General features: G+C 61.4%; 19 protein-coding genes. 18 read left to right on the forward strand and 1 reads right to left on the reverse strand.

Going from position 1 to position 24,818, the window contains the following annotated elements; all coding sequences use genetic code 11:
• Positions 1 to 77 precede the first annotated feature (77 nt).
• The 12 genes from FFI94_RS03885 to FFI94_RS03940 all read left to right on the forward strand — a co-directional run bounded on the left by FFI94_RS03885 (position 78) and on the right by FFI94_RS03940 (position 18,378).
• A complete protein-coding gene (locus FFI94_RS03885; RefSeq protein WP_138871821.1) occupies positions 78 to 1,622 on the forward strand; it encodes a class I adenylate-forming enzyme family protein in 1,545 nt (514 codons plus the stop codon).
• A gap of 297 nt (positions 1,623 to 1,919) precedes the next feature.
• On the forward strand, positions 1,920 to 3,476 hold the full coding sequence (locus tag FFI94_RS03890; protein WP_138871822.1) for a class I adenylate-forming enzyme family protein: 1,557 nt from the start codon (positions 1,920 to 1,922) through the stop codon (positions 3,474 to 3,476).
• 1 nt (position 3,477) lies between these two features.
• Positions 3,478 to 4,851: an MFS transporter gene (locus tag FFI94_RS03895; RefSeq protein WP_138871823.1), complete on the forward strand. Its 1,374-nt coding sequence runs from the start codon at positions 3,478 to 3,480 to the stop codon at positions 4,849 to 4,851.
• A gap of 16 nt (positions 4,852 to 4,867) precedes the next feature.
• A complete protein-coding gene (locus tag FFI94_RS03900; protein ID WP_138871824.1) occupies positions 4,868 to 7,015 on the forward strand; it encodes a molybdopterin-dependent oxidoreductase in 2,148 nt (715 codons plus the stop codon).
• 60 nt (positions 7,016 to 7,075) lie between these two features.
• Positions 7,076 to 9,319 carry a molybdopterin-dependent oxidoreductase gene (locus FFI94_RS03905; RefSeq protein WP_138871825.1) on the forward strand — a complete coding sequence of 748 codons (2,244 nt, stop codon included), beginning with the start codon at positions 7,076 to 7,078 and terminating at the stop codon, positions 9,317 to 9,319.
• Between the two features lie 11 nt (positions 9,320 to 9,330).
• The gene (locus tag FFI94_RS03910) at positions 9,331 to 10,983 is read left to right on the forward strand and encodes an FAD-dependent oxidoreductase (RefSeq protein ID WP_138871826.1); all 1,653 of its coding nucleotides are present in this window, start codon (positions 9,331 to 9,333) and stop codon (positions 10,981 to 10,983) included.
• A 126-nt stretch (positions 10,984 to 11,109) separates the two neighbouring features.
• Positions 11,110 to 12,633, forward strand: a complete 1,524-nt coding sequence (locus tag FFI94_RS03915) for a class I adenylate-forming enzyme family protein (RefSeq protein WP_138871827.1) — start codon at positions 11,110 to 11,112, stop codon at positions 12,631 to 12,633.
• Between the two features lie 5 nt (positions 12,634 to 12,638).
• Positions 12,639 to 13,382: an SDR family NAD(P)-dependent oxidoreductase gene (locus tag FFI94_RS03920; protein WP_138871828.1), complete on the forward strand. Its 744-nt coding sequence runs from the start codon at positions 12,639 to 12,641 to the stop codon at positions 13,380 to 13,382.
• A 282-nt stretch (positions 13,383 to 13,664) separates the two neighbouring features.
• A complete protein-coding gene (locus FFI94_RS03925) occupies positions 13,665 to 14,876 on the forward strand; it encodes an ABC transporter substrate-binding protein (protein ID WP_185993114.1) in 1,212 nt (403 codons plus the stop codon).
• A 93-nt stretch (positions 14,877 to 14,969) separates the two neighbouring features.
• The gene (locus tag FFI94_RS03930; protein WP_138871830.1) at positions 14,970 to 16,967 is read left to right on the forward strand and encodes an ABC transporter permease; all 1,998 of its coding nucleotides are present in this window, start codon (positions 14,970 to 14,972) and stop codon (positions 16,965 to 16,967) included.
• Positions 16,967 to 17,659 (forward strand): ABC transporter ATP-binding protein, encoded by a 693-nt coding sequence (locus tag FFI94_RS03935; protein ID WP_138871831.1) that lies wholly within the window; start codon positions 16,967 to 16,969, stop codon positions 17,657 to 17,659. Before FFI94_RS03930 ends, FFI94_RS03935 begins: the two co-directional genes overlap by 1 nt.
• On the forward strand, positions 17,656 to 18,378 hold the full coding sequence (locus tag FFI94_RS03940) for an ABC transporter ATP-binding protein (protein ID WP_138871832.1): 723 nt from the start codon (positions 17,656 to 17,658) through the stop codon (positions 18,376 to 18,378). Before FFI94_RS03935 ends, FFI94_RS03940 begins: the two co-directional genes overlap by 4 nt.
• Before the next feature lie 80 nt (positions 18,379 to 18,458).
• Here FFI94_RS03940 and FFI94_RS03945 read toward each other — a convergent pair whose 3' ends face one another.
• Positions 18,459 to 19,295, reverse strand: a complete 837-nt coding sequence (locus FFI94_RS03945) for a glucose 1-dehydrogenase (protein ID WP_138871833.1) — start codon at positions 19,293 to 19,295, stop codon at positions 18,459 to 18,461.
• 150 nt (positions 19,296 to 19,445) lie between these two features.
• Here FFI94_RS03945 and FFI94_RS03950 point away from each other — a divergent pair, with 150 nt between their 5' ends.
• The 6 genes from FFI94_RS03950 to FFI94_RS03975 all read left to right on the forward strand — a co-directional run bounded on the left by FFI94_RS03950 (position 19,446) and on the right by FFI94_RS03975 (position 24,817).
• Positions 19,446 to 20,255 carry an enoyl-CoA hydratase-related protein gene (locus tag FFI94_RS03950; protein ID WP_138871834.1) on the forward strand — a complete coding sequence of 270 codons (810 nt, stop codon included), beginning with the start codon at positions 19,446 to 19,448 and terminating at the stop codon, positions 20,253 to 20,255.
• A 33-nt stretch (positions 20,256 to 20,288) separates the two neighbouring features.
• The gene (locus FFI94_RS03955; RefSeq protein WP_138871835.1) at positions 20,289 to 21,326 is read left to right on the forward strand and encodes an LLM class F420-dependent oxidoreductase; all 1,038 of its coding nucleotides are present in this window, start codon (positions 20,289 to 20,291) and stop codon (positions 21,324 to 21,326) included.
• Positions 21,323 to 22,804: an acetyl-CoA acetyltransferase gene (locus FFI94_RS03960; protein ID WP_138871836.1), complete on the forward strand. Its 1,482-nt coding sequence runs from the start codon at positions 21,323 to 21,325 to the stop codon at positions 22,802 to 22,804. Before FFI94_RS03955 ends, FFI94_RS03960 begins: the two co-directional genes overlap by 4 nt.
• Before the next feature lie 92 nt (positions 22,805 to 22,896).
• Positions 22,897 to 23,211, forward strand: coding sequence for a hypothetical protein (locus FFI94_RS03965; RefSeq protein WP_138871837.1), 315 nt, complete (start codon positions 22,897 to 22,899; stop codon positions 23,209 to 23,211).
• The gene (locus FFI94_RS03970) at positions 23,208 to 23,636 is read left to right on the forward strand and encodes a Zn-ribbon domain-containing OB-fold protein (protein ID WP_138871838.1); all 429 of its coding nucleotides are present in this window, start codon (positions 23,208 to 23,210) and stop codon (positions 23,634 to 23,636) included. The genes FFI94_RS03965 and FFI94_RS03970 overlap by 4 nt, the downstream gene beginning before the upstream one ends.
• On the forward strand, positions 23,633 to 24,817 hold the full coding sequence (locus FFI94_RS03975; RefSeq protein WP_138871839.1) for a thiolase C-terminal domain-containing protein: 1,185 nt from the start codon (positions 23,633 to 23,635) through the stop codon (positions 24,815 to 24,817). Before FFI94_RS03970 ends, FFI94_RS03975 begins: the two co-directional genes overlap by 4 nt.
• Position 24,818 lies beyond the last annotated feature (1 nt).

The following is a 24,818-nucleotide window of genomic DNA, read 5'->3' on the forward strand; positions in this document are numbered from 1 at the left end:
TTTACTCGGAGGCCGTGAGCGCGATCACATCCGCGTTGGTGTGGCCGACGCAGCCGAATCGATAACGAGGAGAGCTCATGAATTTGGCGGACCTGACCCGGTACTGGGGGAAAACGCGGCCGCAGCAGCAGGCCATTGTTTTTGGTGACACGTCGCAGACGTGGGCGCAGGTGGATGCGATCACCGACGCGTTGGCGCGGGGTTTGGCAGCCCGTGGTGTGGGCAAGGGGGATCGGGTTGGGGTCATGATGCTCAATCGGCCTGAGTTGGCCCATGTCATTTTGGCGACGCTCAAGTTGGGTGCGATCAGTGTCCCGCTGAATTTCCGGTTGATCGGCAAGGAGCTTGCGCCGATGCTGGTCGATTCGGCGCCGCGGGTGGTGATCGTGGAGGACGAGTTGGCTTCTCTTCTTGAAGAGGGCTCTGCGGCAGTAGATTTCGAGATCTTTGCCATCGGTGGTAGTGCTCATGGCCGGTACGAGTCGTTGTTGGATGTGGGTACGGCTCCGGTTGTGGACATCTCGGCTGACGATCCCGCCTTCATTTGCTACACGTCGGGGACGACGGGAGCGCAGAAGGGTGCTGTCATCACACATCGCAGCGCAATCGCACCTGGCCTGGCACAGGTTGTGGCACATGGTATTTCGGGACGTGATCGAGCGATGTGTTCGGCGCCCCTGGTCTATACCGGTTCCGTGCTGTCGATCTTCATGCAGTTGGTGGTGGTACCGGGCGCAACGATGGTGCTTTTGCGCGAGTTCGATCCGGAGATCGCCCTCGACACATTCGAACGCGAACAGGTCACGGCGACGACCACGGTGCCCGTGATCTGGGAGCGCATGACGATGCTCCCCGATTTCGGCGTTCGGAAGCTTGCAAAGTTCACTTTCGCCGGTGCCGGTGGTGCTCCGGTCAGTCTCGATCTGCTCGATTTCTACAACGATCGGGGTGTTCCACTCACTCAGGTCTACGGGCTGACGGAATCGTCCGGCATGGCGTCGTCCTTGACGTACGCCGATGCCCGCACTCGCCCGGGATTCGCAGGGCTGCCGCTGGCAGGAACCAGGATACGGATCGGTGACGGTTCGGTCGCTCCCGGCGAGGTTGGTGAAATTCTGGTGCGCGGTGAGCACGTCATGCGTGAGTACTGGAACAAGCCTGAAGCTACGACGGCCACGCTGGTCGACGGTTGGCTACACACGGGCGATCTGGGCACGCAGGACGAGGGTGGGTTCCTCAAGGTGGTGGACCGCAGTAAGGACATGGTGATTTCCGGGGGTCTCAACGTCTATCCGGCGGAGATCGAGAAAGCCTTGCACGGTATCGACGGGTTGGTCGATCTTGCGGTGATCGGGGTGGTGGACGATCGCTGGGGTGAAGTTCCGATGGTCGTGTTCCACAGCGACCGTGCCGCTGCCGACGTCGTCGCGGACATTACCGACGTGGCCGGCCGAAACCTCTCGAAATACAAATGGCCACGTCACGCACTTGCCTTGGATGAACCATTGCCGCGCACGTTCTCCGGCAAACTTGCTAAAGCTGTTCTCCGGGAGCGCTTTCCCATGGCTCCGACGGCGGCTGTTCCAGTAGTTCGGGCATCGGCAGTTACAGCTGCCGACTGACTTCCAGGTCCGATTGCTTGTGCCGGCTCCTCCTGCCTTGAAAACCCTGTGGCGGGACGAGCTTTCGCATTTCCGGCAACTTCGTGAATCTGTGAGTTTGGGTCGAAACGCGTTGCGTAACTTACCTGTTGGTGCTATGTTCTCTACGGTGCCTGTGATGACCATCACACGATCGTGTTGTCGCCGTCGGTCGCATAACTCTTCAGCTCACCAAATTTCGAATCGGACGTGTCGCGCCGGCGGCTGTTGGGAATTGTTCGGATTGCATTGCAACCAGGTCGATAACGAGGAGAGCTCATGAATTTGGCGGACCTGACCCGGTACTGGGGGAAAACTCGGCCGCAGCAGCAGGCCATTGTTTTTGGTGACACGTCGCAGACGTGGGCGCAGGTGGACGCGATCACCGATGCGTTGGCGCGTGGTTTGGCAGCCCGTGGTGTGGGCAAGGGGGATCGGGTTGGGGTCATGATGCTCAATCGGCCTGAGTTGGCCCATGTCATTTTGGCGACGCTCAAGTTGGGTGCGATCAGTGTCCCGCTGAATTTCCGGTTGATCGGCAAGGAGCTTGCGCCGATGCTGGTCGATTCGGCGCCGCGGGTGGTGATCGTGGAGGACGAGTTGGCTTCTCTTCTCGAAGAGGGTTCTGCGGCAGTAGATTTCGAGATCTTTGCCATCGGTGGTAGTGCTCATCGCCGGTACGAGTCGTTGTTGGATGTGGGTACGGCTCCGGTTGTGGACATCTCGGCTGACGATCCCGCCTTTATTTGTTACACGTCGGGGACGACGGGTGTGCAGAAGGGCGCGACGCTGACCCATCGCAATGCACTGTCTTCCGGTCTGTCCTTGGTGATCGGTGCCGGGCTGTCGGCGCGTGATCGTGTCATGTGTTCGGCACCTCTCGTCTATACCGGTTCGGTTATCTCGATTTTTGTCCAGATGGTCTTGGTACCTGGCTCGACCATGGTGCTTCTGCGTGAATTCGACCCGGAGATTGCACTCGATACCTTTGCGAGGGAACAGGTGACGGCTGCGCAAACGGTGCCGGTGATTTGGGAGCGTATGACTGCTCTTCCGGATTTCGGCGTTCGCAAGCTGGCCAAGTTCACCTTTGCTACCGCCGGTGGAGCGCCGGTCAGTCTCGACCTCCTCGATTTCTACAACGACCGCGGCGTTCCACTTACGCAGGCCTACGGCTTGACCGAAGCCTCCGGACTGGTATCGACTCTCGAGTACGAAGACGCCAGGACGCGGCCGGGTTTTGCCGGTCTTGCATTGGTAGGCACCGAGATCCGGATCGGCGCTGCGGACGGCGGGTTTGCTGCGCCGAACGAGATCGGAGAGATCCTGGTCCGCGGTGAGCACGTCATGGCGGGGTACTGGAACAAACCTGACGCTACTGCCGGCGCCCTGGTCGGTGGCTGGCTGCGGACCGGTGATCTCGGCCTTCAAGACGAGCTGGGGTTTCTCAAGGTGGTGGACCGCAGTAAGGACATGGTGATTTCCGGGGGTCTCAACGTCTACCCGGCGGAAATCGAGAAAGCCCTGCACGTCATCGACGGGTTGGTCGATCTTGCGGTGATCGGGGTTGCGGACGACCGCTGGGGTGAAGTTCCGATGGTCGTGTTCCACAGCGACCGTTCTGCGGCCGATGTCGTCGCAGATATCAGCGTTGTTGCGGGTGCGAGCCTCGCAAGTTTCAAACGGCCGCGCCACGCCGTCGCTCTGGATGAGCCGCTACCTCGCACGTTCTCCGGAAAGTTGGCAAAAGCAGTTCTGCGGACCAAGTTCCCGCAAGCGCCGGAATCTGCGCTTGCAGTGGGCGGGATGCATCGAATCTCTGAAAGGAACGCATGACATGACAACGACTAGAGACGTGGATATCTCGGATTTGATCGACAAGGCGCCGTTGTCTCTCTTGCAGAAGAGAACAATCGCGGTGTGTTTGATCCTGGCAATTCTTGATGGGCTCGATGCGCAGTTGATTGGTTTCGCAATTCCAGCCCTGTCCGAAGCCTGGGGAGTTTCGAAGGCTTCGTTCGGTTTGCTTCTTGCGTTGAGCGCCGGCGCTATGGTTGTCGGCAGCATGGTGTTCGGGCCGTTGTCCGACCGCTACGGACGGCGGAGAGTCATCCTTGTCTGTACGGTGATCTTCGCGGTCTTCACGCTGGCGTCTGCGCTGGCGACATCGATGTCGATGCTCATCGTGCTGCGCATCCTGGCCGGCCTGGGTTTGGGTGGTGTCACCCCGAATCTTGTTGCTCTGACCAGTGAATACAGCCCCACGAGAATCCGTGCAACGGCAGTAACCGTGGTTATCGCAGGTATGTCACTGGGTGGGTTTGTCGGAGGTTTTGCCGCAGCCTTTCTGATTCCGTCGTTCGGGTGGCAATCGATCTTCGTCATCGGTGGTGTACTTCCGTTGGTCGCAGCCGCGGTGGCATGGTTCTGGCTGCCGGAGTCCGGTCGATTCTTGGCTGCTCGCGGTGACCATGCAGGAGCTTCGAAGATCTTTGCGTCGATTGCGCCTACGGCAAACATCACCGCCACGGACCGGTTCGTGCAGGATATTCCGGTTCACACGAAATCGCCTGTACGGGAGCTATTCTCGGGTAATCGGGCCGTCGACACCGTGCTGCTGTGGGTAGTATTCGTCATCAACTTCCTGGTGATCTATTTCCTGCTGAGTTGGATGCCCTCGCTGTTCAGTAACGCCGGTCAGAGTGCGTCGACCGCGCTACTTGCGGCCGCCCTGTTCAATCTTGGTGGTATGACCGGTGCTTTGACGTTCGGCCGGATCACAGACCGCATCGGCAATGGATTTGCCGTAGTCATGGCCGGATACACTCTTGGTGCCATCTTCATCGGGGCAGTGGCAATGTTGCTCGGCAATTCGCTTCTGCTCCTGGTGACGATTTTCGTGGTGGGTTTCGGTATGTCCGGCAGCTCAGCCGGCATCATTGCGATTGCATCATCGATCTACCCGGTCTCGTCACGAGCAACAGGTGTTGGTTGGGCCTTGGGCGTCGGGCGAATCGGATCGATCGTCGGCCCGAGTCTGGGCGCAGTGCTCATCGCCGCCGGCATGGATGCCCGCACGATCTTCATGTTGATGATCGTGCCGACGATGGTCGCGGTACTGACCCTGGCAGTGTTGCAACTACGGAGCCGTCGTGCGCTTCGGGTGGAACAATCGTCCACCACCTCAGTGTTTACTCCGGTCGAGAGCTAGCTGAGAGTTCGTAATCGTGAAGACTTCTCGATCACGCAAGACGTCCTACTGCCGCCTGTGTCCCGCATCGTGTGGTGTCCTGCTCGATCTCGAGGACAACCAGATCGTTCGGGTGCTCGGTGATGCCCACCATCCGATTTCTGGCGGGTATACGTGCGCGAAGGGGCGCCGAGGCGCTGATCTCGCGCGCGGTCCGGATAGGTTGACGTCTTCGCTTCGGCGCACCGATACCGGCACACACGTGCCGGTATCGGTGCCGGAAGCGGTAACCGACATCGCGGCGCGCTTGAAGGCCGTCGTCGACGAACACGGACCGGAGTCGGTTGCCATGTTCATGGGGACACAACAGAACTTTGCGGCGTTGACCCCGCCGATGGCGCGTGCCTGGTTCCGTGGGACGGGTTCGCACAAGCTGTTCTCGACCATGACGATCGATCAATCCGCCAAATGGGTGGTCCAAGAGCGGATGGGAACCTATCTCGGCGGACGTCAGCGCTTCGAGACTGCCGATGTGTGGTTGCTTGCGGGGACAAATACTCTCGTCTCCGCGAATGGCGGAGACGGCGACGGTGCGGTCGTCCAGAATCCGTCCGTGACACTGCGAGAAGCGCGTGAGCGCGGGTTGCGGTTGATCGTTGTGGATCCTCGTCGGACGGAGACGGCAGCGCGAGCAGATCTGCACCTCGCGCCGCGTCCTGGCACAGATGCTGTGCTGTTTGCAGGCATGTTGAATCTTGTTCTCTCCGAAGAATTGTACGACCACGATTTCTGTCGACAGTATGCTGGCGACTTGCCCGAGCTTGCCGCCGCGGTTGCTGGTGCGACCCCGCAGATGGTGGAACGGGTCTGCAGCGTTCCGGAGGATCACGTGCGCACAGCCGCACGAATGTTTGCGTCCGCGTCTCGCGGGATGGCAACAACGGGCACGGGAGTGTGCATGGGTCCGCACTCCAACCTGGCCGAACATCTTGTGGCGGCGCTCAACGTCGTGTGCGGCCGATACCTTCGTGAGGGAGAGCCTGTCGACGATCGTTCGGCTCTCGGCCGATCCGTGCCGGCCCGGGCCGAAGTCTCACCTCCGGAAAGGGGATTCGAGACCGGATTCCGCAGTCGCATCGGTGGTATCCGCGCTATGCGAGGAGAATTACCGTCGGGAATTCTTGCCGACGAGATACTCGAAGACGGGCCGGATCGAATTCGAGCGCTTGTCGTCTCGGGTGGCAATCCGGCTGCGGCACTTCCGGACCGGGCCAAGGCGGTACACGCACTCGAATCGCTGGATCTGCTGGTCTGCGTCGACCCGTTGATGTCGGATACGGCAAGGCTTGCCGACTACGTCATTGCGCCGACCATGATGTACGAACGTGATGATCACACCATGCTGATGGAGGCATTCTTTCCGATACCGTTTGCACAGTACACATCTGCGGTTGTCGAGGCGCCGAGTGGTGCCGTCGACGACTGGCGGTTCTTCTTCGATCTCGCTGCCGCTTCCGGGCAGTCCGTGAAGTTTGCCGGGCGAGTTCTCGATCCGGACAACCCGCCGACGTCGCTCGATGCGCTCGCGATGCTGGCCGAGCGCGGTCGGGTGCCGTTCGACGATCTTCGTGTCGCGCAGCACGGTTATGTAGCGGGGCACAGTGGTTCGGTGGTAGGGCCGGCAAGTCCGGAAGGTTCCGGACACAGGTTGCGGCTACTGCCCGATGACGTTAGTGCAGAGCTGGTTTCACTACTGTCGGAATCGGTTGTCGCGGCTGAAGACCGACGATTCCCGATGCGTCTGACTGTGCGGCGTATCCGTGAGGCGATGAACTCGGTTGGTACGGCGCTGGACGGACTTGTACCCGGTGGACACAATCCCGCTCATCTGAATCCTGAAGACCTGGCTCGTCTGGGTGTGAACGACGGTGATCTTGTCATGGTGCGCTCGAAGTCGGGACAGCTGAAAGCGGTCGCACGTTCCGACCGCACCGTTCCATCCGGTGTGGTGTCGATGACCCATTGTTTCGGCGACTTGGATCCTGATGCCGACCCTCGTAGTAGTGGCAGCAATGTCAATCTTCTCACCGGCCGGTCCGAGGGCGCCCAGGCGATCAACGCGATGCCGACGATGACGGCGGTACCCGTGGCCGTGTATCCACTGTCGTCGGCACTTGCCAAGTAAAACTTCGGCCATTAGGTTTATGAATCAGGTCATCCCGACTGCCGGGAGAGAGGATCACCCATGACGTCGACTGTCACCGACCATTCGAGCGGTACGCACGTCGGGGCTCGGATCTGCCCGCTGTGTGAAGCTACGTGCGGACTCCTCTTCGAACTCGACGGTCGCACAGTTGTCGGGGTGTCACCAAACGTCGACGATGTCTTCAGTGCTGGTCACAGTTGCGCGAAGGGTCTCGGTTTGGGGCGGCTGGAGAATGATCCCGACCGCTTGCGGACCCCACTGATCCGCGATGGCGCCAGGGGTGAGTTCCGGGAGGCAACGTGGGACGAAGCGTTTGCCGAGATCGGTCGACGCCTACCCGCGTACGTGAGCAACGATCCCGGTAGCTGCGCCGTGTACACCGGCAACCCCGCTGCCCATCATCTGGATCCGTCGCTCTATCTCGGGACGATGATCACGGCCCTGCGCACCCGAAACCTGTACTCGCCCGCGAGTGTCGACACGTTGCCGAAGAACCTCGCACACATGCTGCTCTACGGCACTGGTCTCGGCTTGTCGATTCCGGACATCGACCGCACCGACTATCTTTTGCTCCTCGGGAGCAATCCACTGGTCTCCAACGGAAGCACGATTACCGCGCCCGGTATCGCTCGCCGACTGAGTGCGCTGCGCGAGCGCGGTGGCACACTCGTTGTGGTCGATCCGGCGCGTACTCGAACCGCAGAGGTCAGTGATCTGCACGTGGCGATCAGGCCCGGCACCGATGCGCTGTTCCTGCTCGGCCTGCTCTCGGTCATTGCCGCAGAGGGACTCGCGAGTCTCGGTGATGCTGCTCCGCACGTGGACGGTCTCGATGACGCGCTATCGATCGCGGCGCAATTTCCCCCCGCTGTGGTGGCGCCGGTGTGCGGTATCGATCCGGCTGTCATCTTCACTGTTGCACGTGGTTTTGCCGGCGCACCGCGGGCAGTGGCAAACTCTCGGATCGGTTCCTGTATGCAGGAATTCGGGACGCTGGCCAATTGGCTCGTCGAGGTACTCACGATCGCGACCGGTAATCTCGACCGTCCGGGTGGTGCAATGTTCCCGATGCCGCCTGCCGGTGGGCAGAACACCTGGCCGGTGACCAAGACTCCACCGTTTACCTTCGCTCGCTGGCATTCTCGCGTGCGGTCTCTACCCGAGGCAATGGGGGAACTGCCGGCAGTGTGTTTTGCCGAGGAGATTCTGACTCCCGGTCCTGGCCGCACTCGAGCGCTGGTCACCATCGCCGGCAACCCCGCGCGCTCGCTACCCAACAGCACCGCGATCGAAAAGGCCCTGGGGCAACTCGAATTCATGGTCAGTATCGACTGCTACGTCAACGAGACAACTCGATATGCCGATGTCATCCTGCCCCCACCTCCGCTTGCCACGCGCGGCCACTACGACATCGCCCTCACACACTTTCAAGTCCGCAACGTTGCGCGCTACACGCCGCCATTGCTCGATACCTCGACTGACGAGATGTCGGAATGGCACATCCTCCTACGCCTTGCTGCGATCGCGAGTGGCACCCCGAACCGTGCTGTCGGCGAGATCGACGAGGAGGTAGCGGCCGTGGCGATGCGCCGCGCAGCAAAGCTTGCCGGTTGCGGCGTCGAGGACGTCGAACGCGAGAGTGCCGGGCGCACAGGACCCGTCAGACTGCTGGACCTTCGGCTGCGCAGTGGCCCGTTCGGTGACCGGTTCGGGAGCAATCCCGGAGGACTTACGTTGGCAATGCTCGAGTCGACTCCGAACGGCATCGACTTCGGGCCGCTGCAGCCCCGATTGCCTGAGGTGCTGCGAACGCCGAACGGGCGCGTAAATGTGGTACCGAAGATGATCGTCGACGATATTCCGCGCTTGAGGGCAAGTATGGAACGCTCGACCGACGGGCTGTTGCTGATCAACCGAAGGCAGCGGCGGGGAATGAACTCGTGGCTGCACAATGCATTGCCGCAACCGGACGACGGACAATGCGCACTCTTCGTGAATCCGGATGATGCAGCAGTTTTGTCCGTACACACCGGGGATCGAGTCGACGTGACCTCGGCGGTGTCGAGCGTTGTTGCCGAAGTTCGGGTGACCGCCGAGATGCGACCTGGTGTGGTGAGTCTGCCGCACGGCTGGGGTCACGACGGTAGTGGATTGCGTACGTCTGCTTCGGCGGCCGCGCCAGGCGCCAACGTCAATGCTCTCGTAGGCGACGTGATTGTAGAACCACTCACTGCTTCCCCCATCTTCAACGGCGTGCCTGTCACTGTGACGCGCACGCGTTAGGAATTGCCGACATGGCCTATGTTGTCACTCAGAACTGTTGCAACGATGCGACCTGCGTTGCGGTGTGCCCCGTCAATTGCATCCATCCGACGCCGGAGGAACGCGAGTACCAGAGCACCGAGATGCTGTACATCGATGCGGGCTCCTGTATCGACTGCGGTGCGTGCGCCGATGTGTGCCCCGTCGACGCGATAGTCCCGGAGGACGCGTTGACCGAGCGCACGGCACGCTACCTCGAGATCAATGCCGAGTACTTTGCCGCGCATCCGCGAAACGAACCGCCGGGTGCGCACGTGCAACCTGGCCCACGAGGGACGCGTGATGATGAAACCCCGCTTGCGCCACTGCGTGTGGCGATAGTCGGCTCCGGACCCTCCGCCTTTTATGCGGCCGAAGAATTGTTCACCACGTCCGGACTCGACGTGGAGGTGACGATGTTCGAGAGACTGCCGGTTGCCGGTGGGCTGGTCCGATTCGGAGTCGCACCGGACCACGCGAGCACCAAGTCCGTCACGAAGGTGTTCGACCGGACCGCACGGCGCGATGGTTTTACATTCCTTCTCGACGTTGAGGTAGGTCGGGATGTGACGACCGAGGAACTGCTCAACCACCATCACGCGGTCCTGTATGCGTCAGGTGCATCCGACGACCGCCGACTCGGGATTGAGGGAGAGGACCTCCCGGGAAGCTACGCAGCGCGTGAATTCGTGGCCTGGTACAACGGGCACCCGGATCACGCGGATGCGACGTTCGATCTATCGTCTCCGCGTGCAGTGGTGATCGGTAACGGTAACGTCGCTCTCGACGTGGCCCGAATTCTTGTCTCCGATCCGGACATACTGCGACGCACCGACATCGCCGACCACGCATTGGCGGCGTTCGAGGGTAGTGACATCGAGGAGGTTGTGGTTCTCGGACGCCGTGGTCCGGAGTTCACGGCCGCCACGACGCCGGAGTTGCTCGCGCTCGATTCCTTGCCGGGTATCGACGTTGTGGTGGAAGGGCCCGTGAACGTCGACGCGTCGTCTACGACCAAAACTCGCCTTCTTGCCGAATATGCTGCCCGACCAACTGATCCGGAGAAAAAGCGCATCATCCTTCGGTTCGACACGACACCCCTCGGGTTGCTTGGATCGCGTCGAGTGGAGAAGGTACGGGTTGCGGCAACAAGTACGGGGGAGGTTTCGGAGTTCGACGCCGGCTTCGTGCTGCGCTCGATCGGATATCGGGGGCGCCCGGTTGACGGACTGCCGTATGACATGAGGTCCGGGACAGTGCCGAACTCGGCAGGGCGAGTGCAGGATCCAGACGCCGGTACTGTAAGCCGCGGCCTGTATGTTGCGGGGTGGATCAAGCGGGGGCCAACCGGTGTGATCGGCACCAATCGATACTGCGCCGGTGAAACGGTGAGGTCGATCGTCGAAGACCACCGCGCCGGGCGACTGGGAACGCCGATGGCTGATGTGCGCGCTCTGCATGCGTTGATCCTGCAGCGACGCCCGAGCCTGATCGATGGCAACGGTTGGCGGGCGATCGACCGTCATGAGCTCGAGAGTGGGCGCCGCCAGGAACGTCCCAGGGTGAAGTTGGTAGATCGGCGAGAGGCTGCGGCCATTGCACGCGCCGTCATGGAAAGTTCACCGTCCCAGGGCTTGCTCAATTAACCGATGACCTTTAGATTAAGTTTACTGTGATGTGAACCACTGATGATTCTGTTTGTCGTGCGCACATCATCTTTCGGACCTATCGGTCGCATTCGTGCGGCCCAGTGAGAACGCGGGAGGCCCTTCATGAGCGGCACTGTTATCGATGCACTGACCTATTGGTCACGCACCAAACCCGATCTACCCGCGATCAACTTCGACGGCGATGTCATCACGTATGCGGAACTGGCTAGATGGGCTGACGGGGTCGCGCACGATTTGGCGGCCCGCGGAGTGAAGCCTGGCGACCGCGTCGGCTTGGTGGGTGCCAATACGCTCGAATGGTGTGCCGCCGCCCTCGGCGCGCTGAAAGTCGGCGCGATAGTGGCACCGTTCAATCAGCGCATGCTTGCCGGTGAATTGACGGCCCTTGTCGAAGACTGCGAACCGACCGTCGTGTACTGCGATGAAGACCTGCGGTCCAGGCTCGAAGAGGTCCGAACCGCTCGCGAAGGATTCTCGCTGGCAGTGTTCGAGCAGGATGTGCGGCCGTTGCGTACCGCCGCGCACGCTGGGTACCGCACGCCTGTTGTCGATCTGAAAGATCCGACCGCCATCGTGTTCACCTCCGGCACAACGGGCCGACCGAAGGGCGTGATCTTCACGCACGCATCGATTTCCGGTGAAATGCACGAGTGGTCGTTGATGGAACCGATTCTGCCGAACGGCCTGCGTCCGCTCTTGGTGCTACCTCTGTTCAGTGCTGCCGGAATCATCTGGGGTATCTCTCGGGTGACGCTGCAGGGCGGAACACTTTTCCTGCAGCCCAAATTCGATCCGGAGAAAGCACTTCGGGTGTTGTCCGAGGACAAGGCAACCACGCTCACGGGGCCGCCGATCCTCTTCGATCAGATATCCAAGGTCCCGGGGTTCACGGACGCGGACCTGAGTCACCTGACTACGGCCCACGTCGGCGGCGCTAGAGTTCCGGTCGATCTGTTGCATGCCTGGCAGGCACAGGGGGTACAGCTTCGGCAGATTTACGGGCAGACGGAGATCGGTGGATCCGCAACAGCCATGCCGCGTGAGGAAGCCGCGCAATACCCCGACAAGTGTGGTTGGGGTGGAATCTTCACCAAGATCCGTGTCGTCGATGCAGAGGGCAACGACTGTGCACCGCACGAGACGGGCCAGATTCTGCTTCGCGGACCCGGCATGATGCCGGGCTACTGGCGCAACGAGGATGCCACCAAGGCGACCATTATCGATGGTTGGCTGCAGACCGGCGATCTCGGCAAACTCGACGAGAACGGCTACCTCACCTACGTCGATCGACTCAAGGACATGATCATCTCCGGCGGTTTGAACATCTCGCCCGCCGAAATCGAGACGGTTGTCAACCGAATTCCGGGTGTCGAGGAGGTTGCTGTCATCAGTGTGCCCGACGCGAAGTTCGGCGAGACGCCCGCCGCGATCGTCAAAACTGCAGTACCCCTGACAGAGTCGGACATCATTGACTTCTGCAATCAGAACCTGGCGGACTACAAGGTTCCGCGCTACGTGGTTTTCGTGGATGAACCGCTTCCCCGGATGGCCAGTGGGAAGATCGCCAAACGAGATCTGCGCGATTCCTATGCGGACGTCCCAGACACCTACGCGAAGGTTCGGTGACAATCATGTCGAGTGAACGTCGAGTCGCCGTTGTCACCGGTGGTGGCCGGGGCATCGGTGCCGCTATCTGTGAACGACTTGCAGCCGAGGGAATGGCTGTTGCAGTTAACTATTCGCGCAGTGCGCAGGGCGCGAACGGCGTAGTTGCGAAAATCGTCGCAGCAGGTGGTGTGGCAGCATCGATTCGCGCCGACATCTCTGATCCGGAGCAAGCCGCACAACTGATTTCGCAGACGACCGCGCAGTTGGGAGCGCCTACGGTACTCGTGAACAACGCGGGCATGAATCTGGCCGGCTCGGCCCGCAAGCAGAGTCCGGCCGACTGGGATCGTGTGATCGGCGTCAACCTCTCCGGCCCTTTCTACTGCACCCATGCCGCGCTACCGGCTATGTACGAACAGAATTGGGGGAGGGTCATCTTCCTGGGGTCGGCGTCGGGTGGGCGTCGTCCGTCACCGGGGATGAGTGCCTATTCGGCGGCGAAGGCCGGCCTCGTCGGAATGACTCGTACCTTGGCTCAGGAGGTTGCCCGGCGCGGCATCACGGTGAACACAGTGATTCCAGGGTTCGTCGAAACCGACATCATTGCCTCCGGTGGAGATAATGCTGCGGAAACGCTTGCCTCGCAATGGCCTAAGATTCCTGCCGAGTCCATTGCGTCGACTATTGCATTCCTTGTCAGTGCGGACGGACGCCATGTTTCCGGTGAGGAGATCGGGGTGTGGAAGGGCGGACCCGTCGGGTTCTGACCGTAGATTCGAGAAGGGCACCGTTGCGCGCTTGCGTGACGGTGCCCTTTGTTTTGCAAAAGAAGTAGATTGGCCGAGACATATTGTGTAGAAATATCTTTCGAGTGTTAGGTGATTGCGAGAATCCGGACACGTCCGGGTCCTGATGTGACATATGACACCTAATGCGTGTAGGTTACGGGGTGCCGCTGGATGCACCCGAGATACCGTCGTACGCATTGGGCCCAGTACGGCACCCCTGCGTTCAGTTCACTGACTTCCGAACTCGAAAGTGAGCCTTCGATGGCCAAATCCACACGGACACTTGCATCTCTATCGATCCTTGCCGCTGCCGCAGTGCTGGCAACCGCCTGCGGTAGCTCCAGTAGCGCCGACGACGGACCCGGTTCGAACCCGGCCAGCGGTGATCCGATCAAGGTCGGCTACATCAACCAGGAGCAGGCGCCGTCGGGTTCATTCCCCGATCTTCGGATTGCAGCTGAGGCTGCGGTCAAATACGTCAATCGCGACGGTGGGGGTGTCAACGGCCGACCGATCGAACTCCACACCTGTATCACCAATGGATCGCCCGAAGCATCCCAGGGCTGTGCAAACGAGTTGGTCCGTGCCGGAGTGGTCGTCGCGATGACGGGTCTCGACTTCTCGGGGCCGGCCGCGTACGAGGTACTCAATGCCGCCGGAATTCCCTACGTCGCTTCCAACCCGATTCAGGGCACCGATTACAACGGGGAGAACGTCTTTGCCTTTGTCGGTTCTTCGGCGGGGCAGTACGCGGCACAGGCCGCTTTCCTGGCGCGGGACGGCGTGAAGTCGGTATCTGTTGTCGTGAACGACACGCCGTCGGGACAACAGGGTGCAAATCTGTTCAAGGCCGCGCTGACGAAGAACGGAATCACCGACGTCACAGTAGTTCCGGAGTCGCCGACGGCCACCGATTTCACCAGTGTGGTCACCGCTGCAACGCGTAACAATCCTGATGCTCTTTCAGTGCTGTTCGTCGCTCCGACGTGTGGACAGATCATGCAGGCGGCTCGGTCGCTCGGTTACGAGGGCAAGCTGGCGTTCAGTTCGGGATGCCTTGACCCCAATGTTCTTGCCAGCGCCGGTAATGCTGCCGAAGGAGCCTACTTCGCGCAGGAATTGTTGACCCCGGCGGTGCATGGTGATGACCCGCAGGTGCAGCTCTACCTCGATGCGTTGGATCGTTACGCGGGGATCAGTTCCGATCAGGCCGGTGGTCGTTCTCCGGTCGGCTTCAGCTCGGTCATGACCTTGGCCGCGTTCCTGGCAAAAGCCGGTGATAACCCGACAACCGCGACGGTCAGTTCGGCACTGCGGTCCGCGGACGGAGTCGAAGGCTTCATGGACTCCCCGGTCGTGTGCGACGGTACGGCGCTGGCAGGCTTCTCCACGATCTGCAACGCGACGGTGCGCATGGTGACCGTTGACAATGGCAAGCAGGTTGAAGCCTCCGACGGTTGGATCGTCCCCTAATCCGGAAACAACCTGTGCGGCGGGGTATCTCGATCTGATCCTCGCCGCGCGTTGTCTCCTTCGAATGTCCCTTTGCCACAAAGGAGGTGTGCTGTGGAATTGTTCTCCTTCGGTTTGCTCGGTCTCGGTACCGGCGCTATCTATGCGATCTTCGCTCTCGGTCTCATCTTGACGTACCGCGCGTCCGGAATCATCAATTTCGGATACGGCGCAATGATCTTGTTCGGTGTCTATCAGTTCGCCGACCTTCGCACCACGGGAGTGTTGGTGCTACCGATCGGTTCGATCGATTTTGGCAGCAGGCCTTCAGTTCTGGTGGCTTTTGCCGTCGTTCTTCTCCATTCGGCGCTGCTGACGCTGGTGATCTACGCCCTGTGCTTCCGTCCGGTTCATGCGGCGCCTCCGCTGGCCCGCGTCGTCGTCTCGGTTGGTGTGATGCTCGCGGTCCAGGCGTTGGTACTGGTGCGGTTCGGGTCGGTTCCTCGGTCCGTTGCTCCGATCCTGCCCAATGACGCCGTGACGGTCCTTGGTGCAAAGATGCCGGCAGATCGGCTCTATCTCGCGGGGATCGTGATTGTTCTCGCGGTGATACTCGGTTTTGTCATCAGCAGAACACGTTTCGGTATGGCATCGAGAGGTGCGGCGGAGAATGAGAAGGCTGCTGTGCTGCTCGGCTATCGCCCGCAGCGTTTGGCTGCGATCAACTGGTTGATCGCCGGCGTCGGCGGTACCGCGATGGGAATCCTCATTGCCCCGACAACCTCACTCGAGGCTGGTACCTACACGATGCTGATCGTTCCGGCTCTCGGCGCGGCGCTTATCGGGCGTCTGTCCTCCGTGCCGTGGGCGGTCGCAGGTGGTTTCATTCTCGGTGCCACTCAGTCGATGTTGCTCTACATCACCCAGACCGTGCCGTGGTTGCCGCAGAACGGCCTCAAACAAGGCCTGCCCTTCCTCGTGATCATCATCGCTTTGATCGTGATGGGCAACAAACTGCCCGGTCGCGGCGCCGCTGAGGAGAAGCTTCCTCCCGCACCGGCCGGGCCGATGAGGCCGTGGCTCATTGCAGTGGGGATCGTTGTGCTCGCGGTGGCCATACCGCTCCTGAGTTCTCAATGGAGGCTTGGACTCATCACGACGATGACGGCCTCGATTCTGTGTCTGTCGCTCGTAGTGCTCACCGGATACGTCGGGCAGATATCACTGGCCCAGATGTCGCTGGCAGGAGTCGCCGGATTCACCCTCGCGAAGATCGGGGGCAACAGTTGGATGCCGTTCCCCGTCGCGATGATTCTGTCGGCTGGTGTTGCGACGATTCTTGGTGTGATCGTGTCCATTCCGGCGTTGCGGGTTCGCGGCTTGCACCTCGCAGTCGTGACAATTGCCGCGGCGGTTGCCATCGAGGAGTTGATCTTCAAGAATCCGAAATTCACCGGCGGCCTCACTGGGTCTCCGGTGGCGCAGCCTTCCTTGTTCGGCATTGAATTGGGTATCCGCGGGGGTGGGGAGTTCCCGCAACCGGTGTTCGGGTATCTCGTTCTGGCTGTTGCATCGGTTGTTGCGATCGGGGTCGCGTTGCTGCGTCGTAGTTCGCTCGGCCGTCAGATGCTCGCTGTCCGCAGTAGTGAACGCGCCGCTGCCGCTTCGGGTATCGATGCTGCGCGCATCAAGTTGATCGGCGCGACGATTGCGTCGTTCCTCGCGGGAATCGGTGGATCTCTGATGGCGTACCAGCAGGGACAGTTGTCATTCGAGACTTTCAGTGTGATGACGTCATTGCTGCTCGTGGCGGTCGTCTACATCGGTGGAATCTCCAGCGTGTCCGGTGGACTGGTTGCGGCACTGATGTTCTCCGGTGGATTGGTGTCGATAGCACTCGACGAGTGGTTGGGTCTCGGTGATTACGAATCGCTGATCCTTGCCATTGCTCTCGTAGCGGGTGCAGTGATGAATCCCGAGGGTGTGGCAGGCATGGTGCATCGACTCAAACTGCATCGAACCAGCGGTACCAAGACTGGCGCCGAGCATGATTCGGAACTCGAGGGCATATCCGACCAGGCTCCCGTGCTCGCCGGAATGAAGGAGGCGTGATGTTGCTCGAGACGGAAGAACTGTCGGTAGCCTTCGGCGGTGTCAAAGCCCTCGACGGTGCACATCTGTCGGTGGCGGGCGGTGAGGTTGTCGGTTTGATCGGGCCGAACGGTGCGGGCAAGACGACGTTCATCGACGCTGTGACCGGATTTGTTCCGTCCACAGGGCGAGTCATGTTCGACGGCAACGATATTGCACATCTTGCTCCGCACCGACGGGCCAGGACCGGAGTGGTGCGAACCTTCCAGCAACTCGAGCTCTACCAGGATCTGTCGGTGGCCGACAACATCAGTGTGGCGGCAAAATCCACAGCGCCAGACCCGAGTGTTGCTCTGCTGGAACGATTCGGGCTCGAAGGTCTCGCCCAGGCGTATCCCGAGGATCTCTCGCACGGCCATCAGCGACTCGTGGGAATCGCGCGAGCGCTGGCTTCGGAGCCACGTCTGCTTCTTCTCGACGAACCGGCGGCCGGACTCGATTCGTCCGAGTCGATCGGCTTGGTGGAGCCGATCCGAGCGCTTGCGGACGAAGGCATCGGGATTCTGCTCATCGACCACGACGTCGATCTGGTCTTTGCGGTCTGCGATCGCGTGTACGTCCTCGATTTCGGGAAGGTCATCGGTTCCGGAACGCCTGCTGAGGTGGGGTCCTCCGAAGTTGTCCGCACTGCATACCTGGGAGCAAGCGCATGAGCACTGTGTTGTCGGTCGACAATCTGTCCGCAGGCTACGGGCGGGCCCTCGCGGTGCGAGACGTTTCCTTCGAGGTCGAGGAAGGCGAAGTGGTTGCGCTACTGGGACGCAACGGTGCGGGAAAAACGTCCACGTTGCTCACACTCTCCGGGATTCTCAAAGCGCGTGGTGGAACGGTGAGCGTCGGCGGGCGAGTTGTTACGCCGGGGCGTCCGTACGCGGCGACCAAGGCCGGAATCGCTCATGTGCCTGAGGAACGAGCGTTGTTCTCGGGGTTGACTGTTCGTGAGAATTTGATCATCGCCGGTGCGCGCGGAAAGTCGGAACTGGCGCAGGTCTACGAGCTCTTTCCGGAACTGGAGCGATTGATCGACCGACGGGCCGGTCTTCTCTCGGGCGGCGAACAGCAGATGTTGGCGCTGGCCCGCGCACTGCGCCAACGCCCGAAGGTACTCATGGTCGACGAGATGAGCCTGGGTCTTGCACCGATGATCTGTGCTCGACTGGTGAGCATCCTTCGGGGACTTGCCGACACAACCGGCATCGCAGTCGTGTTGGTCGAGCAGCACCTGGAGCTTGCGCTCGAGGCGGCAGATCGTGGCTATGTGCTGCGGCACGGGTCCGTCGTGATGTCCGGAACTCGGGACGATTTGCTGTTGCGTCGAGCCGAGCTCGAATCGTCGTACCTGGGCGGCGCGGTCGAGCAACGCTCTGCCTGAGCATCCGCCGAACTGAACGCCCGCCGCCTCCGGTTTCGCTGCGTGAACACTCACGTAGCGAAACCGGACCGCGTTGCGGGTCAGGCCTCGAAAACCCGGGTTGAGGCGGCACGCGCCTCTTCGAGGTAGTTGGCCGGCCACTTCTTGCCGAGCATGAGACCGCCGTCGACGGCGATGTGTTGTCCGGTTACGAAGGACGCGCCGTCGGAGGCCAGGTATGCCACTGCTTGCGCGAGGTCTTCGGGCTCGCCGGCGCGCGGGATCGGTTGGAATTTGTGAAGGCCACGGCGGACGGATTCGACACTGTTGTCGAGTGCGTCCGCTTCCAGGCCGGAGCCGTGCCCGACGATCCTGGTCGCGACGCCGCCGGGGATCAGAGCGTTGACGCGGATGCGAAAGGGTGCGAGTTCCATGGCGGCGGTGTTGGTCAACTGCAGTACTGCCGCTTTTGCGGCGCTGTAGGGATGCGGGCCGAAGCCCGTTCGGACTCCGGCGACGGAGGAGACATTGACGATGCTGCCGCTGCCCTGATCACGCATGACCCGGGAGGCATGCTTGCAGCCCAAGAACACACTGCGAGCCAGCACGGCAAATGAGTTGTCCCATTCATCTGCCGACGTGTCTTCGAGGAACGTCCACGATCCGACGCGTCCGGCGTTGTTGACCATGCAATCAAGGCGTCCGAATCGGTCGACTGCAATGGAAACCGCTGCGGCGATGTCGGTTTCGCTTGTCACATCGGTGTGGAGGTAGATTGCCGAATCGCCGAGTGAGGAGGCAACGGATGCGCCGCGGACATCGTCGATATCGGCGATCAGAACCTTGGCTCCGCGCGCCACCAACTCTCTGGCAGTGGCAGCTCCGATGCCACTTGCGGCTCCGGTGACGATGGCGGATTTTCCGGCGAGATCAGTCATGGTGGCAGAACCCCTTCGATTGTTTCTGTATCTAACGTCTTGAGGTTTTAATCTAATGTCTTTAGTCTGTGGATGTCGAGACTTCACAGTCACTTCCGTCGTACGACGGTTCCATGCCCCGGTCGCCGGGCCGAGTAGACGGAGAACACAATGTCCGACCTGATCCTTACCGAGCAGCCTCGTCCCGGCGTTCTGGTGATCCGACTGAACAGCCCGGAAACTCTCAACTCGATGAACGCCGACCTCGTAGAGGCTCTGTATCAGACGTTGGACGAGGTTCGCCGCGATTCCACGGTCCGCGCGATCGTCCTCACCGGAGTTGGACGGGCATTCTGCGCAGGTCTGGATCTGCGTGGCTATGGAACACCGCCTGGTGCGGCTGAAGGGGAGGGGCGGGCGCAAGCCGGGTTGCGGGTTCAGCAGCACATCGCGAGCCTTGTCGACCTGTGCCGCAGTGTTCGGGCACCGATCATTGCAGCGGTCAACGGTGCCGCAGCGGGCGGGGGACTCTCGCTTGCGCTCATGGCGGACATCCGGATTTTGTCAGAGGATGCGGTGCTGCACGCCGCATTCATTCGCCGGGGTCTGTCCAACTGCGATATCGGCATGAGCTACTTGCTTCCCCGCATGATCGGATTTTCCCGGGCGGCGCAGATCATGCTCACCGGCCGTTCCATCGATGCGCTCGAAGCCGAGCGGATCGGCCTCGCCTCGTCGGTCGAACCCGCGGACAAGCTCGTCGATGTTGCGCTCGATACCGCCGAGGCCATCGCCAGGAACAGTCCGTTCGGGGTGTGGATGACCAAGGAGGTCATGTGGTCGAACCTCGAAGCGCCGTCGCTGCGGGCCGCAATCGATTTGGAGAATCGCACGCAGATTCTCAGTGCCCTGACAAAAGATCACCGAGAAGCCGTTCAATCTTTCCTCGAGAAGCGGCCAGCTGAGTACCGGAACAACTAGTACCTGACCCCCTGACGATTGAAGTAGGCACACATGAAGGTTGGAATTGCCGCAGGCTACTGGGGCTCGGGTCCGCCGCGTCACGTCGAGCGGATGGTGGACGAGGCAGAAGCGCTTGGCGTCGACAGTTTCTGGACAGCGGAGACGTACGGGTCCGATGCGCTGACGCCCCTTGCGTGGTGGGGCGCGCGGACAACGTCGATCAAACTGGGCACTGCGGTGTGCCAGATGTCCGCCCGCACTCCGACCTCACTCGCGATGGCGGCACAGACCGTTGATCATCTGTCCGGTGGACGGATGATTGTCGGGATCGGTGCATCCGGACCACAGGTCGTCGAGGGTTGGTACGGCCAGCCGTATCCCAGGCCGCTCGAGCGCACCCGCGAATACGTCGAGATCATGCGTGCGGTGTGGGCCCGTGAGAAGCCCGTCGCGTACAAGGGCCGGCACTACCAACTGCCGTTCGACGGCGGAACCGGGCTCGGTAAGCCGCTCAAGTCGATCGTCCACCCCCTGCGTAGCGACATTCCGGTTTACCTTGGCGCTGAGGGGCCCAAGAACGTCGCGTTGGCCGCGGAGATCGCCGACGGATGGACACCGCTGTGGTTCTCGCCCAAGAGCGACGAGTTCTACCGCGCGGCGCTGGCCGAGGGATTTGCCCGTGATGGTGCCCGCCGGAGCGAATCGGATTTCGAAATCGCCAACACGTGCTGGCTCGTCGAGCACGACGACGTCGAAAAGGCAGCCGCAAGGCTCAAACCGACTGTTGCTCTGTACGCCGGCGGGATGGGTGCAAAGGGTGCGAACTTCCACAACGACGTCTTTACCCGAATGGGTTGGGGCGAGGTGTGTTCCGAGATTCAGGAGCTGTACCTCAGCGGCCGTCCGGAGCTCGCGGCGCAGGCAGTGCCCACTGAGATGGTGGAAGATGTCGCTCTGGTCGGACCCGCTGACAAGATCATCGACGAAATTGTCGGCAAATGGAAGAAGACCTGTCTGACGACGTTGATTCTGGGCGGCTGGCCGAAACCGGAGAACCGCGAACGGATCCTCGACGCGGTGATGTCATGACGCTTGACCCGAGAACCCCGATTCTGGTCGGCGGCGGACAGATCAACGAGCGCTCCGGAGGCATCGAACCGGTAGATCTGATTGTCTCGGCAGCTCGCGAGGCTGCAGCAGAAGCGGGCTCGGCAAGGCTGCTCGAGCTCGTGGACTCCGTGCGCATCGTCGGCATGTTGTCGTGGAAGTATCGCGATCCTGGCGCCCTTGTCGGGGAGCGAATCGGTGCGGTGCCGCGCACAACCGGATACACCGGTAGCGGTGGTAGTTCGCCACAGGTTCTGGTCAACGGCGCAGCCCTGGACATCGCAGCCGGACGCGCTGATGTCGTGTTGATCGGTGGTGCGGAGTCGTGGCGTACCCGAATGAAGTTGCGCGCCAAGGGGGAGCGCCCGGAGTGGACGGTGCAAGGCGATTCGGTCCCGTCGGCGCCGATCCTCGTTCCCGAGGTGCCGATGACAGCGGAGAGTGAACGACGCATCGGGCTCGATCGCCCGGCGTATCTGTACCCGTTGTTCGAGCAGGCGCTGCGAATCTCCTCGGGCCGTATGGATTCCGACCATCGCGATCACATCGGCTCGCTGTGGTCCGGATTTTCTCGAGTTGCTGCCACTAATCCGCACGCCTGGACGCAACGTGAGTACTCACCTTCCGAGATTACGACGCCGTCGCCGGAGAATCGTCCGATCGCCTGGCCGTATACAAAGCTTCTCAACTCCAACAATATGGTGGAACAGGCTGCAGCCCTGTTGATGTGCTCTGTCGGGACCGCTCAGCAGCTGGGTATTCCGCGCGAGAACTGGGTGTTTCCGCAGTCCGGAACCGAAGCGCACGACACCTATGCTGTCGCGGAACGCGCAGCGCTCGATCGTTCGCCCGCGATTCGGATCGCCGGTGCTCGCGCGCTCGAACTGGCCGGGATCGGCATCGCCGACGTTTCCCTGGTGGACGTGTATTCGTGCTTCCCGTCTGCGGTGCAGGTTGCGGCAAAAGAGTTGGGGTTGGCGCTGGGCGATCCGTCTCGGCCGCTGACGCAGACCGGTGGACTCACATTTGCCGGCGGACCCTGGAACAACTACAGCACTCACGCGATCGCGACACTGACCACGAAACTGCGAGCCGATCCGGGGGCGTGGGGGCTGCTGACCGCGAACAGTGGGTACTTGAGCAAGCATGCGTTCGGCGTTTACCGTACCGAGCCGGCGGCGACGGGATTCCGCTGTGAAGACGTGCAGGCGCGAGTTGATTCCGAACCGACAACAACAGCGTTGACGTCGTACGAAGGTGCCGCGAGCATCGAGTCCTTCACCGTTGTGCATGACCGGGAGGGCAAGCCCGAGAAGGGTTTTGTTGCCGCCCGCATTGCTACTGGTGAACGCACGCTTGCGGTGACCGACGAGGCTGACGAGCTTGCCCGCATGACGGAGTCGGATGTGGCTGAGGCAAAGGTTTCGGTATCCGCGGACGGATCCTTTCGGTTTCGGTAGATTGACCACATTTATCTAAAGGCTTAAGGTAAAAATATTGCGGGATTCGGTGCAGGAGCACACGGATCCGATAATCGGAGAAAGGTTCGGCAATGTCGATCGAAGACTTCCGCGCACTGTACGAGCGCCATGTGGGCTACGTGGTGTCCGGCGACATGAAATCCGCGATCGCGGACATGGTCGCCGAGAACCTCCCAACCGTATTCGACGGTGTTGTCGTGCCACGTGGCGCCGTGGACAGCCACGAGATCAAGGATGTGCGTGCCGAGGGCGATCTGCGCATCGGGGAGACCGTGTACAACACCCCGACGGGTGTTATCGGATTGCGCTCGATCTGGGAGCTACACGACGGATCCTGGAAGGCCGCCAGGCTCGAGAACTTCGCCGCAGCAGGTGAATCGAAGTGAGCGGCGAAGAGCCGTGGGGACCGACCGCGGACGGACTCGATCAGCCGTACTGGGACGGACTGCGCGCGGGTGAGCTGCGATTGCAGCGGTGCACACAATGCCGGACCTGGATCTGGGGCCCACAATGGATGTGCGGTTCATGCCACACTTTCGATCCCGACTGGGAGGCGGTCGAACCGGTTGGCACCGTGTACTCGTGGTCCCGAAGTTGGTACCCGTTCGTGACAGAACTAGCTGCCAAGGTTCCGTACCTGACGGTTCTCGTGGAACTTCCCGATGCCGGAAATCGCAGGGTCCTCGGCATTCTCACGGGTGCCGACGCGGATGCCGTCCAGATCGGCGACACGGTTGTCGGACACTTCGAAACTGATCAGGGCGCGACGTGGCCGATGCTGCGTTGGAGCCGTAAGGAAGGACGGGTATGAGCTCGATTGCATTGCGCGGAGCTGCTGCCGTCGTCGGAGTCGCCGAACACCATTACCGCCGGGGCGAAGGCCCGCACGGTGAGCAGCGGATGACGCTGGAAGCAATAGTCGCGGCCTGCGCCGACGCCGGCATCTCGCCGCGTGAGATCGACGGATTCGTCTCCTACGCAGGCGGTTCGAACGACGGTGCGGTCATTGGCGGCGCGCTCATGGTGAACGACGTGAAATGGTCGAACATGATGTGGGGCGGCGGCGGCGGGACCGTCGCTGCGGCCGTCAACAATGCCGTCGTCGCGATCGCGTCGGGGCAAGCTGACGTCGTCGCGGTCTATCGCGCGATGTCGCAGGAGGACACCGGGCGCCTCGGCTACGCCAAGTACCACTACGGCCCACACTTTCTCGCTCACGGAGTCGGCTCACCGGCTCAGGTCTGCGCCCTGCGCACGCAACGACTGCTCGAACATGACGGAGTGCCGCGCGAGGCGATGCGATCACTCGTGCTCGCCGCGTACCAGCACGCCCAGAACAACCCCACCGCACAGGGATACGGCCAACCGCTCGATATCGACACCTACGAGAACTCGCGCCTCATCACCGAGCCGTTCCATCTGTTCGACTGCTCGCGTGAGAGCGACGGGGCAGTTGCCTTGATTCTCGTGTCCGCGGAACGTGCCCGCGATCTTCGACAGACCCCGGCCTACGTTCTGGCCGGCGCGCAGGGTGCGCCTGGCGGATACTCATCGATCATCGACAACGACAACCAGTACACGAGTGCAGGTTTCGCTGGGGTAGACGGCCGGCCCGGCGTCGCAGATCGACTGTGGGCGGCAGCCGGGATCGGCCCGTCCGACGTCGACGTCGTCCAGGTCTACGAGAACTTCTCCGGGCCGGCGGTCTCGGCACTGATCGATCACGGGCTGGCGCCGTCCGGCCCCGCGGCCGGCGACGTGCTGACCGTCGAAAACCTGACGGCACCGACTGGCAAGCTGCCGATCAACACCAGCGGCGGCAACATCGCCGATTCCTTTGTCAACGGCATGGGACTTGCAGTCGAGGCCGTGCGGCAGCTTCGTGGCACATCCACCAATCAAGTTGCAGATGCAAAGACGTCGTTGTTCATCGGTGGTCCGATGGCTCCGATCGTCAGCTCGACGCTGTTTGCGCACGCCGACGCGCTCTGAG

It is taken from the genome of Rhodococcus sp. KBS0724 (assembly GCF_005938745.2).
Taxonomy (GTDB): Bacteria; Actinomycetota; Actinomycetes; order Mycobacteriales; family Mycobacteriaceae; genus Rhodococcus_F.